Origin of the sequence: Streptomyces sp. B1I3 (genome assembly GCF_030816615.1) — a bacterium.
Taxonomy (GTDB): Bacteria; Actinomycetota; Actinomycetes; order Streptomycetales; family Streptomycetaceae; genus Streptomyces.
Window position 1 is genome coordinate 5,884,799 of sequence record NZ_JAUSYD010000001.1, and the last position, 15,883, is coordinate 5,900,681.

Genomic DNA, 15,883 nt, shown 5'->3' on the forward strand with positions numbered 1-15,883 from the left:
CGGAGGGCAGCATGTCCGAAGGGTGGACAACAACCACCTGATTACGGGCAAATCAACCGACGCGGTTGGGGTACCGCCCGGCCCTGGTTAACCTCCGAGTATGGCCCTTGGCACACCTTCCACCAGGACTGATCACGCACGTACCGTGCGGGATCTGCTCGCGACCGGTAAGACGTCGTATTCGTTCGAGTTCCCGTCTCCCAAGACCGAGAAGGGCGAGCGGAACCTCTGGAACGCCCTGCGGCGGGTCGAGGCGGTGCGCCCGAGCTTCGTCTCCGTGACGTACGGGGCGGGCGGCTCGACGCGGGAGGGGACGGTGCGGGCGACCCAGCAGATCGCCGCCGACACGACCCTGACCCCGGTCGCCCACCTCACCGCGGTCGACCACTCCGTGGCCCAGCTGCGCAACATGGTCGGGCAGTACGCCGACGCCGGCATCCGGAACATCCTCGCGGTGCGCGGGGACCCGCCGGGCGATCCGATGGGTGAGTGGGTCGAGCACCCGCAGGGTGTGCGGTACGCGGCCGACCTCGTCCGGCTCATCAAGGAGTCCGGCGATTTCTGTGTCGGCGTCGCGGCTTTCCCCGAAATGCACCCGAGGTCGGCCGACTGGGACGCCGACACCCGGAATTTCGTCGACAAGTGCCGGGCCGGGGCCGACTACGCGATCACCCAGATGTTCTTCCAGCCGGAGAGTTATCTGCGGATGCGTGACCGCGTGGTCGCGGCGGGTTGCGACACGCCGATCATTCCCGAGGTGATGCCGCTCACCAACGTCCGGCAACTCGAAAGGTTCGCCCAACTCAGCAACGCGGTCATGCCTTCGGCGCTGAAAGACCGCATCCTCGCCGTCAAGGACGACCCCGTCGCTGTACGCTCCACTGGCATCGAGTTCGCAACGGAGTTCTGCGCGAAGTTGCTCTCCGAGGGTGTCCCCGGACTGCACTTCATCACGCTCAACAATTCGACGGCAACGCTCGAGATCTACGAGAATCTCGGACTGCACAAGCAGTCCTGACCGGCCGCACCCGCCACCGACCGGGGCGGCCGTAGGAGGGGGCGGGCGTGGGCTGGACGGTCCTCTACATCGCATTTGCCGTGGTGGCGCTGTGGCTGCTGGGCGAGGTGCTGCTGCAGTACAAGGCACGTCTGCGCTGGCGGCTGCTGGCCTTCTCCGGCTTCCTCGGTGTGGTCATCGGTGTGCTGATCCCCTCCGTGCTGGTGATCGCGGTCGGTGCCGTCGCCTTTGCCACGGGCCAGACGTACGTGACGCTCTCCTTCCGGCGCGGTTTCTCGACGGGATGGGCGCTGGGCGGAAAACCCGGCGCGAGCCGCCGCCGCAAGAGGGGTGGTGACGACGGCCGGAAGCCCACGCTCGAGGTCTCCGGACTGCAGTACGAGGGAGGCGTCCCGGACGCCGCCGCCCCGGACCCGGACACCGCCGTCTACGAACCGCAGCCGCTCCCGGACGACACCGGGCAGTACGGCATCTACACGGACGCCCCCGGCGGCGTCCCGGACAGCGGCGGGGACCGGCAGGACCGGCGGACGCCCGACGACGGTTACGACGACCCGTACGGCGGGTACGCACCGCCGGCCCAGGACACCTTCAGCGGCCAGGGCGCCTACCAGGACCCGAACGCCTACCAGGACCCGGACGCCTACCAGGGCCAGGAGGCCTACCAGGGCCAGGAGGCCCACCAGGGCCACGACGGCGGTTACACCGACCCGTACGGCTACGGCACGCAGCCGGAGAACTACGCCGCCTACACGGATCCGTACATCGGGACGAGCACCACCGCGGGCGCCGGGCAGTACGCCTCGTACGACAGCTACGGCAACGCCTACGACGCCGACGACGCCTACGGGGAGCAGCAGCCGTCAGGCTCCCACGCCGGGCAGTACGACCCCTCCGACACCCCTCCGGGCGGGGTCTGGGTCCCGCAGCAACGCGGCACCGGGCAGTACCCCCCGCTGCCGCCCGAGGCGCCCACCGGACCCGCCCCGTACGGCAACGGCTACGACACCGGTCAGAACGAGCAGTACCGCTACTGAGCCGGGGCGGGTCGTACCGGTGCCCGGGCCGCGCCGGACGGAGGCGGACGGTCAGCGGGTCACCTGGACCCGCGGAAGCCGTCGCCCTCCACGACGAGCCCGGCGACCAGCGCACCCGACATCCCGGCATGCGCCGGCCCGCCGCCCGGATGCGACCAGCCACCCGCCAGGTACAGCCCCGGCAGCGCGGTGCGGTTGCCCTCGTGCAGGTACGCGCCGCCCGCCCCGGCCAGGGCCGGGGCGGGCACCGAGCCGCCCTCGGCGCCCGTGTCGGCAGCCGTGTCCGCAGGGGTGCGCGGCTCGGCGTGGACGATCCGCTCGCGCAGGCCCGGGACGGCCGCCGCGGCCCTGTCGATCATCGTGTCGGCGAACCGTTCGCGCAGCGCCGCGTCCGTCCAGTCGACCGGGCCGTGCGGGGCCACCGTCGCCATCAGGGTCACCGCCTCGTGCGCCTCGTCCGGGCGGGTGCCGGGATCGTCCGGACGCGACACCGTCACCGTGGGCCGTGCGGCGGTCCGGCCGCCGAACACCGCCTCCTGCTCCGCGGCTCCGTCGTCGGTGTGCACCACCGTCCGGTGCACCGCGCCGGCCTCGCGCGCGCCGCGCAACGACAGCAGCACCAGGAAGCGGCCGGGCACCGGGCCGCCCGCCGTGGGCGGCTCTCCCGCCGGGCCCCCGCCGGGTCGGCCCTGCTGACCGGGCACCAGGCCCGGACGCGGCTGCGCGCCGAGAACGACGACATCGGCATCGGCACAGGTGCCGTCGGCGAGCTCGACGCCTGCCGCGCGGCCGTCCGCCTCCAGCACCCGCACCACGTCGGCACCGAAGACGAACGTCACCCGGCGGGCCAGGCACCGCTCGTACACCGCGTCGGCGAGGGCCCGCATCCCCCCGGCGACGTACCAGCTGCCGAAGGTCTCCTCCATGTACGGCAGAAGGGCGGCGGCTGCCGGAGCGCGTCGCGGGTCCAGCCCGTAGGACAGGGCGTACCCGTCCAGAAGGGCGGCCAGCCGGGGATCCGCGAGCTCCCAGGCGCCCACTTCCGCCAGGGTCCCCGCCTGCCGTGCGGAGCGCAGCAGCCTGCGCCGGCGCACGGCGGGATACGGGTCGCGGTTCAGTACCTGCCGGTCCTCGGGCAGGGGCTCCTCCAGCAGCGGCCTGCGCGACCGGTCCCAGGCGGTCCCGGCCCGGTCCAGGAAATCACCCCAGCGGGCTCCGGCGCCCTCGCCGAGCGCCCGGTCCAGCGCGCCGGCCACCCCGGCCCGTGAGGCGTTGGGCAGCGACACCGCGGTGCCGTCCGCGAACAGGTGGCGGCTCGCCGGGTCGACCTGGGTGAGGGTCACACACTGCTCCAGCGGCTCCTTGCCCGTCTTCACGAACAGGTCGCGGTAGACCGCGGGCAGGTGGAGCAGCGAGGGCCCGGTGTCGAAGACGAAGCCGTCACGGGCATACCGGCCGAGAGAGCCGCCGTGGGTCTGCGACCGCTCGTACACCGTCACCCGGTGGCCTGCCACGGCGAGCCGGGCCGCCGCCGCCATCGCGCCCGTCCCGGCGCCGATCACCGCAATTCGTGCCATGGCAGTGACCCTAAGGGGTGCCGTCGACAGCTCACCCGTGAGGCCGGTGCCGGCCGGCCCCGGCCAGGCTCCTCTCCTCGCGGCGCTGCGCCCGGCGGCGCAGGAAACGGCGGATCCGGGAAGCGAGGAAGACGAGTATCACCATGCCGAGCAGCAACAGGCTTCCGGCGACGACGGCCGCGGCGACCGGGTGGAAGACCGCGAGGGTGATGACGCCGGCGACGCCCAGGTCCTCCGCGACACTGACCCCGACGTTGCTGAACGGCTCGGGCGAGGTGTTGACGGCCATCCTGGTCCCCGCCTTCACCAGATGGCTCATCAGCGCGGTGGACCCGCCCACGGCCCCGGCCGCGAGCTCCGGCAGCGATCCGCTCGTGCCCGCCAGCAGTGCCGCGACGACCGCGCCGGCCACCGGCCGGACCACCGTGTGGACGGTGTCCCACGCCGAGTCCACGTACGGGATCTTGTCGGCCACCGCCTCGCACAGGAAGAGCAAGCCGGCGACCACGAGCACGTCCGTGCGCTGCAACGACTCGGGCACCTCGTCGGCGAGGCCCGTCGCACCGAAGACGCCGAGCAGGAGGACCACCGCGTAGGCGTTGATCCCGCTCGCCCAGCCGCTCGTGAACACCAGGGGGAGTACGGACACGGAGGCGATCGTAGCCAGTGGTGGTGACGGCGGGATGGGCCCGGGCACACAGGGCTGAGTACCCCTACCTAGTGGGGGAGATGAGTACGGGCGCGGATGGGCTCCGACATGCCCGGACGGAAGAGTGGGGACCACGGAAGGGGCGCGGCGCCCGGACCGCCGGCACGGGGCGGCGGAACGGCGTGGCACCCCTGACGGAACGGGGGGCACGACGCGGGGCCCGGGACCACGGGGGAACGAGGGTCACGGGGAGGGCTCTGCGGGGGGTCACGAAGACGCCGGTCCGGCGGCACGCGAGGGGGATCGCGTGCCACCGGACCGGCGTCCACCCGCGTCCCGGGGTCTGCGGGGCCGGCGTCCTGAGACTTCCGGGAGCCACCTGGGCGCCCACGACTCCGCTCAGCGACCGCTGACGCGACCGTGCAGCAACAGGGAAAGAGCCGAGTGCACGTCGTCGATCGTCCGCTCGGGCTGGAACGCCTGCCAGTCCAGGGCGGCCACGAGCACCATTCCCACCAGCGCGGCGGCCGTCAGCTGGATGTCGATCTCCTCGCTGAGCTCACCGCCGGCGACGCCGTCCCGGAGCACCTGCTCGACCACGGCCACGGCTTCCTGCCGCACCACCAGGAGCGTCGACTGCCAGGCGCGGTTGGTGCGCCAGAGTTCGGCGACGTACAGCTGGGTGAAGGCCGGATAGCGGTCGATGAAGGCGAGACCGGCCCGGATCATCGCGTCCAGGGCCTCCACACGGGTGCCGCCGCGCTCGTCGGTCTGCTCGGCGGCGGTGCGCAGCGACAGGGTGAGCAGACCCACGCCGTGCCGCAACAGCTCCTCGAAGAGCTCCGTCTTGCTCTTGAAGTTGTAGTAGACCGTGCCCTTGGCCACCCCCGCGCGGTCGGCGATCTCGTCCACCGTGGTCGCCGAGAAGCCCTTCTCCGCGATGAGGGTCACCGCCGCTTCGTAGAGCTTCTGCCGGGTGGCCTGGCGGCGCGTGGTGCTACTGCTGTCCATGCCACCGATTCTCACAGGTCCGGGGGTGCTCACAGACTGAGCTCCGGGTGCAGCCGGTCCAGTGTCCACACCTGTTTGCGGCGTGCGGCGAGCGCGGTCAGTGCCAGCGCGCCCGCGGTGAAGGCCAGCAGGACGGCACTTGCCTGCCAGACCGGGCCGAGCCCGCCGCCCGTGACAAGCCGGCGCAGGCCGTTCACCACGTAGGTCATCGGCAGGTAGGGATGGATCGCCCCGAAGAAGCCCGGGCTGGTCTGCACGGGATACGTCCCCCCGGCCGAGGTCAGCTGCAGCATCAGCATCGCGAGGACGAGGATGCGGCCCGCCGCTCCGAAACGGGCGTTCAGCCACTGGACGATCGCGGCGAAACAGCAGGTGACCAGTGCCAGGAAGGCGATCGTTCCGGCCGCGTGCGCCATCTGCAGGCCGAGCCGCCAGTGGAGTACGGCCATGAGGGCACCGACCTGGGCGAGGCCGATCCCCGCGACCGGCAGCCAGCCCGCGAAGGCGATGCGCCAGGCCGGAGCCCCCGCCGAGAGCGCGCGCCGGTTGAGCGGCTGGATCAGCATGTACGCCACCATCGCGCCCACCCAGAGCGAGAGGGGGATGAAGTACGGGGCGAAACCGGTGCCGTAGTTGGGCGCGGCGTGCAGCGACGAGGAGGCCAGCCGCACCGGATCGGCCATGACGCCGGTACGGGCGTCACGGTCGTCCTTGTCGTAATCGGGGATCTTGCCGACGCCGTCGTGCAGCCCTTGGGTGAGGTCGGCCGAGCCGTCACCGAGGCGGTGGAGCCCGCTGTCCAGGTTCGTGGCGCCCGTCCTGAGTTTCTTGATCCCGCTGTCCAGGTCCCCGGCCCCGGTCTTGGCGGTGCCGAGACCGGTGTGGAGCGCGTCGGCGCCCTTGGCGACCTTGTGGGCACCGGTGTTGAGCGCGTTGATCTTCTTGACCGCGGACTCCAGGTCGGTGTCCAGGTGCGGCGAGCGCTTCGCGAGGGCGTCGGCCTGCTTCTGGAGGGTCGCCAACTGGGACCGCAGCTTGGTCAGGTCGCCGTTCTGGTCGTCGACCAGGGCCTGCACGTCGTCCGAGACGTCCGCCACGTCCGCAGCCGCGGTCCTGGCCCGCTTCAGCTCCGGGCAGACGGCGGAATCGGGCAGCGGCTGCTGCTCGCAGCGGAGCCGGTAGACGTCGGCCAGGTCGTCGGAGGCGGTGTGGGCGGCGGCCGAGGCGGTGGGAGCCGCCTTCGCCAGCAGGTCCAGGTTGTCCCGTACGGCCTTGGAGGAGTCGGAGACCAGCCGGGCCGTGTCCCCGATGGCCTTGCCGTTGTCCTTCAGGAAGGGCCGTACGTCGGAGGCGACCGTGTTCACCTTGTCGGCGAGCTGCTGCGTGCCGTCGGCCACCTGCCGGGAACCGGTCTCCAGGTCACCCGCGCCCTTGTTCAGCTTGACGACCCCGCCGGACAGCTTGCCGCTCCCCGCCTTGGCGTCCTTCAGCCCGTCCGCGAGGTCCTTGGATCCCTTCTTGGCCTTGGTGATACCGCTCTCGAGGTCGCCCGCGCCCTTGGCCGCCTTCGCGGTCGCGTCGTGGAGGCCCGAGAAGTTGATGAAGATCCGGTCGAGGAACCCGCGTGACGCCTTGGTCGACGCGGCGCTGCGGACCTCGGCGAACACCGTCCGGGAGATCTGCCCCACGATGTAGTTGTTGGCGTCGTTCGTACGGACCTGCAGGGCGCCGGTCTCCGGTGAGCCGCCCCCGCTGGACGCGATCCGCTCGCTGAAGTCGGCCGGCATGGTCAGCGAGAGGTAGTACGTCCCGTCCTCGAGACCCCGGCCGGCCTCGGCCGTGCTGACCTCGTGCCAGTCGAAGACCTTGGAGTCGAGCAGCCTGCCGGCGATCTCGTCACCCGCCGCCAGACGACCGCCCTCGGAGGGTGCGCCCTTGTCGTTGTTGACGAGCGCGACGGGGATGCGGTCGAGCCGTCCGTACGGATCCCAGAACGACCACAGGTAGAGGGCGCCGTACAGCAGGGGCAGCAGCAGGAGTGCCACCAGCGCGGCACGCGGCATCCGTCCCCGGCCGAACCGCCTCAGCTCAAGCGCGGCCAGTTTCGGCGCTCGCATCTGCCCTCTTCTCCTCGGTCGTCATGTCATCAGCCGTGGGGTCCCCGTCCGCGACGGAGGCGTCGGCCCGGGTTCCGGTGCGCACGGTGAGCGTGTCCTCGGGGGCTTCGCTGCACACGGCGAGCACGGTCGTCCCGCGGTCCGCGAGGGTCCGCAGCAGTTTCCAGGCCTCCGCGCGGTCGGCCGCGGAGAGTTTGAGATCGGTGTCGTCCACCGCCAGCAACCGCGGACCGCCCATCAGCGCGAGGGCGGCGGACAGGCGCATCGCCTCGAGGCGCTCCAGGTCCCGTACGGACGTGCGTTCCGCCTTGGGCAGGTCCGTGAGGTCCAGGCCCGCCGCGTCCAGGGCGGCGTCGATCGTCGCCCGTGCCATGGCGGTCCGCGCGGCGCGCGGGCGCAGCAGGGAGCGCAGCGAACCGTCGAAGCGGCGCTGCAGCAGAACCCTCTCCCGCAGGTGTTCGCCGACGGTGAAGGCGGGATCGAGTTCGCTGACACCGGGTACCGGTCCCAGTGCGCTGATCCGGCGGACGGCGGCCGCCCGGCGACCCGGCAGGCGCAGGCCGGCGACCTCCGCGTGCCCCTGTGTGGCACGCATCCGGCCGGTGAGGGCGAGCAGAAGGCAGGTACGGCCCGAGCCGGACGGGCCCTCGATCGCCACAAGCGTTCCGGGCTCGGCGGCGAAATCGACACCTCGAAAGGCCCAGCCGCGTGGCCCCTTCAGTCCGAAGTCCACAGCGCTCACCGCCGCACCCTGCGGGCTGTCCACGGCCCCACCCCCGATCCGGTACGCGCTCCATTTTTGCACTGACTGGTCAGTACAGAAAACTAGCCCGAACTCTCGCTCGAAGCAAAGAGCGAGGTCAGGGGAGGTTTCTGAGGGATTGTCAGTGCCGGCCGCCACGATGGATACAAACGGCCACGAAGCCGTCACACGACAGGAGGTTCGTCATGGCCAGCTCGTCCGCAGCCGCCGCCCCGCGGCGCCGCGCAGGCAGCCCTGCCCCCTCACTGACCGGTCCGGCAACCGACGTCCACCCCGTGCTGCGCCGCACCACGGCACCACCCGCCGCACTCGATCTGCTCGCCCAGGCGCACACGGGCCTGGACGAGGCCGCCGTCCTGGACGTGCCCAACGAGCGGTACGCCACCGCCCACCTCGCGGCGCTGCGCACCGCTGCCGCGGTCCTCGCCGCCCGCGGCCGGCCCGAAACGAGCAGGCGCCGCCGCGAGCGGATCCGCAGCGCCTGGGAGGTCCTCCCGGAGATCGCACCGGAACTCACCGAGTGGAGCGCCCTGTTCGCCTCGGGCGCGCGGCGCAGGGCCCGTGCGGAAGCGGGCATACCCGGTGCGGCCACCAGCCGCGATGCCGATGACCTGCTGCGGGACGCGGCGATGTTCCTGCGCCTGGTCGAGCGGCTCCTGGTGCTCCATCCGGTCCTTCCGCAACCCCGCGGGGACCGGCCCGTGTAGCGGCCCGCGCCCATGACCGGCAAGGACCTCGGCGGGGACGCCGGCGGGGACGCCGGCGGGGACGTCGGCAACGGTCGCGACCACGGCCGGGTCCGGTGCCGGTGACGGTCCGGTGGAATCCGGGCAGGGCCCGGCCGCCCCCTGCCGGTGACCGGCCGTGGGGTGACCGGAGCGGCGGTGCGAGGCAATAGGGTGGGGAGCACCCGTACCACCTGCACTGTTCACGCTCCGCCGTCCGTGGCGGCACCGTGCCGAGGAGTCAACTGCCGTGTCGGACCAGCTGCGCCCCCGCGCCTCCCTCCGTACCGCCGTGGTCTGGGAGGTCCTCAAGGACGCTCTCGAGCGCCGGGTCAAGGTGACCGGCAGGGAAGTCCTGGACGTGCTCGACACCGGCGGCGGCACCGGTAACTTCGCGGTGCCCGTCGCGCGGCTCGGCCACCGGGTCACCGTCGTCGACCCCAGCCCCAACGCCCTGTTCGCCCTGGAGCGCCGCGCGGCCGAAGCAGGGGTCGACGACCGGGTCCGGGGCGTCCAGGGGGACATCCTCGGCCTGTTCGAGGTGGTGGACCGCGCGGGGTACGACGCGGTCCTCTGCCACGGCGTCCTGGAGTACGTGGACGATCCCGCCGAGGGCGTACGGAACGCCGTCGACGCGCTCCGCCCGTCCGGCGCTCTCAGCCTCCTCGGCGCGGGGCTCGGCGGCGCCGTCCTGGCGCGGGCGCTCGCCGGGCACTTCACCGAGGCCCGCCACGCGCTGACGGACCCGGCAGGGCGCTGGGGCGAAGGCGACCCGGTGCCCCGCCGCTTCACCGCCGACCAGCTGACCGGCCTGGTCGCCGCCGCCGGGGTCGACGTCGGTGCGGTCCACGGCGTACGGGTCTTCGCCGATCTCGTACCGGGCGTACTGGTGGACACCGAGTCCGGCGCGATGGAGGCCCTCCTGAGGCTGGAGGCGGCCGTCGCGGAACTGCCGTCCTTCCACTCGGTGGCGACCCAGCTGCACGTTCTGGGCGAGAAGCGCGCCTGAGCCACGGCCGGCAGCCGGCCCCGGCCGCGGCCCGGAGCGAGCGGAGCGCGGCTGATCAGCGACGCAGCCGCAGACGGAGTACCGCTGGGAGCACCCGATCGGGGCGCGGGCCCCGTATGATCGGGTGACACCATCCGGCATGACGGATCGGAGGTCGGGGAATCTACGCCTCAGCAGCCGAGTCGCCATGGCGGTCCGGACTGGCTATGGCTAGAGGGCAGGTTTCACGGGGGCGATTCCCTGCCTATCCTGGAAGGGCCGCATACCGGTCGCCCCCCGCGGCCGACGACGAGGAGGACTCCGTGCCGCTCTCGGAGCACGAGCAGCGCATGCTCGAGCAGATGGAGCGAGCGCTGTACGCCGAAGATCCCAAGTTCGCTACAGCGCTTGAGGGAAGCGGGCTGCGCAGGTACACCCGGCGACGGGTCTACCAGGCGGTGGTCGGCTTTCTGGTGGGTATCGCGCTCCTCATGGCCGGAATGGTCGCCCAGCAGATCTGGATCAGCGTGGTGGGATTCCTCGTCATGCTGGGCTGTGCCGTGCTGGCGGTCACCGGGTGGCGCAAAGCGCCCAAGCCCGGTGAGCAGCAGCAGCCGGCAGGGAGCGGGAGTGGGGGCGGCGGCGAAAGCCGACATCCCAGGCAGCGCCGGTCGATGATGAACCGGATCGAGCAGCGGTGGCAGCGCCGCCGCGACGAACAAGGTCAGTGAGCACGCCGATTCCCGGCCGATGCCGGGCAGCCCCCGGCCCTGGCTGTGGAGTGTGCACACCGACGACATGACGCCGGACCTTCTGCGTGAGGGGTGGTCGCTTCACGGCGACCGCCCCTCACGCATGCCGGCCTGCGGGCCTGTCCGAAGGCTTCCGCCTCGTGCGCCCGGGCATGCCCCGCCCGCTCCTGTCCTGGCCCGGCCCAGCCTGCCTGTCCCTCTGCTCGGCCCCCTCCCGCTCGGCCCCGCCCCCGCTCCCGCTCGGTGCCGTCCCGCCCGGCCTCGGCCGGGAAATCGGCAGCTGAGCGGACGGGGTGCGAGACGCGGGTGCGCGACGTGGGCGTGGGATTCAGCCCTGCTGACGTGAAGGGCGGCGCAGCCGCGCGGCCCAGCGCTCACGGCCGGGCCGGTGCGCCCGCCTACGGGCAAGGGCCGTACGGCGCTCGGACAGAGCCCATATCACCCGAACGGCCGAACGCGGCGCCAAGGTCGCCCGGAGCCTGTCCAGCCGCCCCGCCGAGGCGCGCAGCCCCGCACGCACGGCCGGCACGTCCTCTTCGGTCCCGGTGACCGCATGCGGGCCCGGGGGCGTAGAGCACCTGCTCGACCGCCCCCGCCACCCGGTGGACCGCGGCGGCTGCCGTGGCCTCCAGCCTGCCCAGCCGTACGACGCGGGCCGCCGCCTTCCTGGGGGTCAGCGACTCGTCCGGTGCGATGCCGTGGTCCCACGCCGTATCGGTGACCTCCCGCCAGGCGGCCATCACCCGGGCCGTGGCATCCCCGGGTGTTCGGCCTCCCGAGGAGCCCAGCCGCCGCGCGCGGGCCCGCAGGCGCCAGAGCATCGGCGAGAGCGGGAGTGCGATGACCAGCAGGCAGCCGAGGGCCCACAGAGCGATGGCGCCCGCCGGCGTCCCGGGGTCGGTGGGGCTCACCGCGCCGGGCGCCTCGGACGCGCCGCACTCACCCTGCCGCCGCATCTGCGCGGGGCAGGTCTCCGAGGTGGACGGCGCCGCCGTGGGCGCCGCCGACGCGCCCTCCGGAGCCTCGGCCGGGCCGCTCGGGCCCTGCGAGGGCGCCTCGGGCCGGGTGTACGACGGGGTGGTGCCCCGGGACGGTGTGGGCTCGAAGCGGGTCCAGCCCACACCCTCGAAGTACAGCTCGGGCCAGGCGTGCGCATCGCGCAGCCCGACCGACACGGAACCGTCCGCCTGGACCGTGCCGGGGGTGAAACCCACCGCGACCCGGGCCGGGATGCCCAGCGTCCTCGCCATGGCGGCCATCGTGAACGAGAAGTGGACGCAGAAGCCTTCCTTGTCCTTGAGGAAGCGCTCGATCGCGGCCGAACCGGTCCCGGACGTCACCGTCGTGTCGTAGCGGAAGCCGCCCCCGGAGGCGAACCAGTCCTGCAGCTTCACGGCCCGCTCGTAGTCGTCGGACGCGCCCCGCGTCACCCGCTCGGCGGTCTCCAGGACCACGTCGGGCAGGGAACCGGGGACCCGGGTGTACTCACGCGCCAGTTCCGCCGGAGGCGCCATCGCCCCGGCGAGCTGCTCGGCCGTCGGCTCCACCACCAGACTGCCGACCTCGTACCGGGCGCCGCGTGTGGTCTGGCCGTCGTCGCCGACGAGGGTGCGCCCCTCGGGTTCGTACCGCCAGTGGCCGTCGACGTCCACCTCGCTCGCCGGGTAGGGGAGCGGCAGATACGTCTGCTGGTACGACGGTGACGCGGAGATGTTCGTCCGGATCTCGGTGACGGCGACATCCGGGCCCAGACCGGCCGGCTGCGGCAACCTGTCCGGCACGTCCTTCAGCCGGCGCGTCGAGGGGCGCCACTCGCTCCCGCTGAACTGGTCCAGGGCGAGGATGCGCAGATAGAAGTCCTGCGGACTGCCGGAGTTGGTGCGGTACGACAGCACCTCCCGGTTCTCCGGCTGGTTCAGATTGTTCTGCAGAGACACCAGCGGATTGACCGCGGAGATCGTGCCTCCGCCGCTTCCCTTGCCCGTGCCGCCGCCCCGGCCGCCCAGCAGCCCGCCGTCCAGAGCGGGCAGCACAGCGGGGATCACCAGCGCGATCCCCAGCGTCACGGCGCCGATACGCCGCCCCGTGCGGACCGGGGCCCGGGACGCCGCGGACGGTCCTTCCAGACCGGAGGCCAGGCCCCCCGACGACCGGGAGACCCCGCTGAAGACCTTCCCCCACGCCGCCAGCCGGTCCCGGCTCTCGGCCAGCAGGAGGAGCAGGTAACCGCCCGCCGCGAGCAGGAACCAGAGCCAGCCGGCCCCGCCGTCGGAGAGTCCGGCCGCGACCGAGTAGAGCGCGAGCAGCGGCAGACCCGCCGGCGCCGCCGTACGGAAGGTCACCGCGAGGGCGTCCACCGCGAGTCCTATCAGCAGCACCCCGCCGATCAGCATCAGCTGGATGCCGTCCGTCGCCGGTGCGGGAGTGGCGTACCGGCTGACGTCGTCGGTGCCCGCAGTGAGCAGCTCCGCGAGCCGCTGGACCGCCTGCGGGCCCGGCACCACACCGAACAGAGCGTGTTCCCTGGCGAACGCCGCGGTCAGCAGCAGCAGGGTGACCAGCACCTGCAGGCAGATGACGAGCATCCGCGCCAACGGCACCCGGCGGGCCAGCGCGCCGACGCCGCTCTGGATCGCCAGGAGGAAAGCCGCCTGCAGAATCCACTTCGACGTGTCGACCAGCGGCGTCAGGGACGCCGCCGCCGTCATCGTCGCCGCGAAGGCGCACAGCGCCAGCCGAACACGCCCGTTCATGACCATCCCCCGGAGAACCCTGTCGTCGCACCGGCCGTGCCGGGCTGTGGGCCGGAGGGCTCCTGACCCGCCTGCCGCCACAGCCGGGCGAGCTCCACCCCGGGCGGCACGGCCACCGCCGTCCAGCCGGCTTCGCGCAGGAGCCACAACCGGTCGGCGGCCGGCGCGGCTGCCGCCGCGTCGCTGCCGCGCAGCCAGTCGGAGCTGTTCAGCACGAACGCGACGGCGGCACCGCTGCGTTGCCGCATCCGGGCCACCACTGCCGTCTGCTCCTCGTCCAGGTCGCCGAGGAACGCGACCAGCAGCCCTTCGGCGTTCCCGCGCAGCACGTCGTACGCACGGGAGAGGCCGCCGCCGTCGGAGTGGTCGACCACCGCGAGGGTGTCCATCATGAGGCCCGCCGCCTCGGCCGACTCCTGGCTCGACCCCGCGAAGCCGTCGGAGCTCTCGTTCGGCACGGCCCGTCCGTCGTCCGTCAGCAGACGCACGGCGAATCCACGCTCCAGCATGTGCACCAGTGCGGACGCGGCGCCCGACACCGCCCACTCGAAGCCGGAGTCCGGCCCGGCGTCCTGATAGGCGATCCGCCGGGTGTCCAGCAGCACCGTGCACCTGGCCCGCTGCGGCTGCTCCTCGCGGCGCACCATCAGTTCGCCGTAGCGCGCGGTGGAGCGCCAGTGCACCCGCCGCAGGTCGTCGCCGTGGCGGTAGCCGCGCGGAATGATGTCGTCCTCGCCGGCCAGGGCGAGCGAACGCTGCCGGCCGTCACCGTATCCGGACGACTCACCGGCCAGCCTCAGCGGCGGAAGGGGCTCCGTGCGGGGGATGACGACGAGCGTGTCGTGCGCGCCGAAGGAGCGGGTCAGTTCGCACATGCCGAACGGATCGCTCAGCCGCAGCTGCAGGGGCCCGAGCGGATAGCGCCCGCGCAGATCGGAGCGGACCCGGTAGGAGACCTCGCGCCTGCCGCCCGCCTCCACCCGGTCCAGCACGAACCGGGGCCGGGGGCCCAGCACGTACGGCACCCGGTCCTGGAGCATCAGCAGTCCCGTGGGCAGCCTGGACACGTTGTCCATCCGCAGGTGCACCCGCGCCTCCGATCCCGCCGCCACCCGGGACGGCGACAGCCGGCGGCTGCCCGCGACGCGGTAGCGGGTGCGGTGGAGCACGACCACACAGACCAGGGGCAGCACCGCCAGCAGCAGCCCGACCCGCAACAGGTCGCCCTGGCCCAGCACGTAGGCACAGACCGCTGCGGCCACACCGGCGGCGAAGAACGACCGTCCCCGTGTCGTCAGGCCGTGCAGGGCAGAGCGGAGACCGCCTTTCGCGTCGCCGCTGTCCACGGGGCCGGGCACACCGGCCGCCATCACAGCCTCCGGGCGCCGGGCTGCCGGCCGTACACCGGGCCGCCGGGACCGTGCTGCGGCTGCGCCGGGGCGGCAGCCGCGGCACCGGACGTCGGCACGGGCGTGCGCTGCAGGATGTCCAGCACGACCTGCTCGGCGGTACGGCGGTTGAGCTGGGCCTGCGCCGTCGGCAGCAGGCGGTGGGCGAGAACCGCCACCGCGAGTGCCTGCACGTCGTCCGGCAGGGCGTAGTCACGCCCGCTGAGGGCGGCCGACGCCTTCGCGGCACGCAGCAGGTGCAGGGTCGCGCGCGGCGAGGCCCCCAGCCTGAGATCCGGGTGGTGGCGGGTGGCACCGACCAGTTCCACCGCGTACCGCCGCACGGATTCGGCGACGTGGACCGTGCGCACCGCGTCGATCAGCTTGACGATGTCGTGGGCGTGCGCCACCGGCTGGAGGTCGTCGAGAGGAGAGACGCCACCGTGCACGTCGAGCATCTGGAGCTCGGCCTCCGCACTGGGGTAGCCGATCGACACTCGGGCCATGAACCGGTCGCGCTGCGCCTCGGGCAGCGGGTAGGTGCCCTCCATCTCCACCGGGTTCTGGGTGGCCACGACCATGAAGGGATCGGGCAGCTCGTAGGTATGGCCGTCGATGGTGACCTGGCGTTCCTCCATCGACTCCAGCAGCGCCGACTGGGTCTTGGGCGACGCCCGGTTGATCTCGTCGCCGATGACGATCTGGGCGAAGATCGCACCGGGCTTGAACTCGAAGTCCCGGCGCTGCTGGTCGAAGATCGACACGCCCGTGATGTCGGAGGGCAGCAGATCCGGTGTGAACTGGATGCGCCGCACCGAACAGTCGATGGACCGCGCCAGCGCCTTGGCCAGCATCGTCTTGCCGACCCCCGGCACATCCTCGATGAGGAGGTGCCCCTCGGCGAGCAGAACGGTCAGCGAAAGCCGTACGACCTCGGGCTTGCCCTCGATCACACTCTCCACCGACCTGCGCACCCGCTCCACCGTGGTGGTCAGATCTGTGAGGCTCGCTCGATCGTCATAGGTCGTCACCCGGCCCTCCTCGGCCCCTTGTGCACGGGCCGACGCACGAAACTGCCCGCCCGCCCCGAAATACGGACACTCGC

The 15,883-nt window shown here is 72.6% G+C and carries 12 protein-coding genes and 1 pseudogene; 5 read left to right on the top strand and 8 right to left on the bottom strand.

From position 1 onward, the window contains the following. The first annotated feature begins 100 nt into the window (after positions 1-100). Positions 101-1,018, top strand: a complete 918-nt coding sequence (metF, locus tag QFZ58_RS26755; RefSeq protein WP_307127449.1) for a methylenetetrahydrofolate reductase [NAD(P)H] — start codon at positions 101-103, stop codon at positions 1,016-1,018. A 47-nt stretch (positions 1,019-1,065) separates the two neighbouring features. Then, positions 1,066-2,055 carry a hypothetical protein gene (locus tag QFZ58_RS26760; protein WP_307127450.1) on the top strand — a complete coding sequence of 330 codons (990 nt, stop codon included), beginning with the start codon at positions 1,066-1,068 and terminating at the stop codon, positions 2,053-2,055. A gap of 59 nt (positions 2,056-2,114) precedes the next feature. On the opposite strand, the gene QFZ58_RS26765 is transcribed toward QFZ58_RS26760, so the two are convergent. The 5 genes from QFZ58_RS26765 to QFZ58_RS26785 form a co-directional block, all read right to left on the bottom strand. Then, positions 2,115-3,632, bottom strand: coding sequence for an NAD(P)/FAD-dependent oxidoreductase (locus tag QFZ58_RS26765; RefSeq protein ID WP_307127451.1), 1,518 nt, complete (start codon positions 3,630-3,632; stop codon positions 2,115-2,117). A 31-nt stretch (positions 3,633-3,663) separates the two neighbouring features. Beyond that, positions 3,664-4,281 carry a DUF4126 domain-containing protein gene (locus QFZ58_RS26770; protein WP_307127452.1) on the bottom strand — a complete coding sequence of 206 codons (618 nt, stop codon included), beginning with the start codon at positions 4,279-4,281 and terminating at the stop codon, positions 3,664-3,666. A gap of 399 nt (positions 4,282-4,680) precedes the next feature. Beyond that, entirely contained in the window at positions 4,681-5,292 is a 612-nt protein-coding gene (locus QFZ58_RS26775) for a TetR/AcrR family transcriptional regulator (protein WP_307127453.1), read from the bottom strand. A 29-nt stretch (positions 5,293-5,321) separates the two neighbouring features. Then, on the bottom strand, positions 5,322-7,409 hold the full coding sequence (locus QFZ58_RS26780) for a YhgE/Pip domain-containing protein (RefSeq protein ID WP_307127454.1): 2,088 nt from the start codon (positions 7,407-7,409) through the stop codon (positions 5,322-5,324). Next, positions 7,381-8,175, bottom strand: a complete 795-nt coding sequence (locus QFZ58_RS26785; RefSeq protein WP_307127455.1) for an ATP-binding cassette domain-containing protein — start codon at positions 8,173-8,175, stop codon at positions 7,381-7,383. Before QFZ58_RS26785 ends, QFZ58_RS26780 begins: the two co-directional genes overlap by 29 nt. Before the next feature lie 182 nt (positions 8,176-8,357). Here QFZ58_RS26785 and QFZ58_RS26790 point away from each other — a divergent pair, with 182 nt between their 5' ends. The 3 genes from QFZ58_RS26790 (at position 8,358) to QFZ58_RS26800 (ending at position 10,616) form a co-directional block, all read left to right on the top strand. Further along, complete coding sequence (locus QFZ58_RS26790) at positions 8,358-8,879, top strand: SAV_6107 family HEPN domain-containing protein (RefSeq protein ID WP_307127456.1); 522 nt, start codon at positions 8,358-8,360, stop codon at positions 8,877-8,879. Between the two features lie 268 nt (positions 8,880-9,147). Next, entirely contained in the window at positions 9,148-9,906 is a 759-nt protein-coding gene (locus QFZ58_RS26795) for a bifunctional 2-polyprenyl-6-hydroxyphenol methylase/3-demethylubiquinol 3-O-methyltransferase UbiG (RefSeq protein WP_307127457.1), read from the top strand. A gap of 302 nt (positions 9,907-10,208) precedes the next feature. After that, entirely contained in the window at positions 10,209-10,616 is a 408-nt protein-coding gene (locus tag QFZ58_RS26800) for a DUF3040 domain-containing protein (RefSeq protein ID WP_307127458.1), read from the top strand. Positions 10,617-10,965: 349 nt separating this feature from the next. On the opposite strand, the pseudogene QFZ58_RS26805 reads toward QFZ58_RS26800, so the two are convergent. The 3 genes and pseudogenes from QFZ58_RS26805 to QFZ58_RS26815 all read right to left on the bottom strand — a co-directional run bounded on the left by QFZ58_RS26805 (position 10,966) and on the right by QFZ58_RS26815 (position 15,809). Continuing rightward, positions 10,966-13,390, bottom strand: a pseudogene (locus QFZ58_RS26805) (DUF3488 and DUF4129 domain-containing transglutaminase family protein). After that, positions 13,387-14,760: a DUF58 domain-containing protein gene (locus QFZ58_RS26810; RefSeq protein ID WP_307127459.1), complete on the bottom strand. Its 1,374-nt coding sequence runs from the start codon at positions 14,758-14,760 to the stop codon at positions 13,387-13,389. Before QFZ58_RS26810 ends, QFZ58_RS26805 begins: the two are co-directional and overlap by 4 nt. After that, positions 14,760-15,809, bottom strand: a complete 1,050-nt coding sequence (locus QFZ58_RS26815) for a MoxR family ATPase (RefSeq protein ID WP_307127460.1) — start codon at positions 15,807-15,809, stop codon at positions 14,760-14,762. The genes QFZ58_RS26810 and QFZ58_RS26815 overlap by 1 nt, the downstream gene beginning before the upstream one ends. Between the last annotated feature and the right edge of the window lie 74 nt (positions 15,810-15,883).

Excerpts from the sequence above, each read along its gene's own strand:
- metF (WP_307127449.1), top strand. The coding sequence starts at position 101 with ATGGCCCTTGGCACACCTTCCACCAGGACTGATCACGCACGTACCGTG.
- QFZ58_RS26765 (WP_307127451.1), bottom strand. The coding sequence starts at position 3,632 with ATGGCACGAATTGCGGTGATCGGCGCCGGGACGGGCGCGATGGCGGCG.
- QFZ58_RS26775 (WP_307127453.1), bottom strand. The coding sequence starts at position 5,292 with ATGGACAGCAGTAGCACCACGCGCCGCCAGGCCACCCGGCAGAAGCTC.
- QFZ58_RS26780 (WP_307127454.1), bottom strand. The coding sequence starts at position 7,409 with ATGCGAGCGCCGAAACTGGCCGCGCTTGAGCTGAGGCGGTTCGGCCGG.
- QFZ58_RS26790 (WP_307127456.1), top strand. The coding sequence starts at position 8,358 with ATGGCCAGCTCGTCCGCAGCCGCCGCCCCGCGGCGCCGCGCAGGCAGC.
- QFZ58_RS26810 (WP_307127459.1), bottom strand. The coding sequence starts at position 14,760 with ATGGCGGCCGGTGTGCCCGGCCCCGTGGACAGCGGCGACGCGAAAGGC.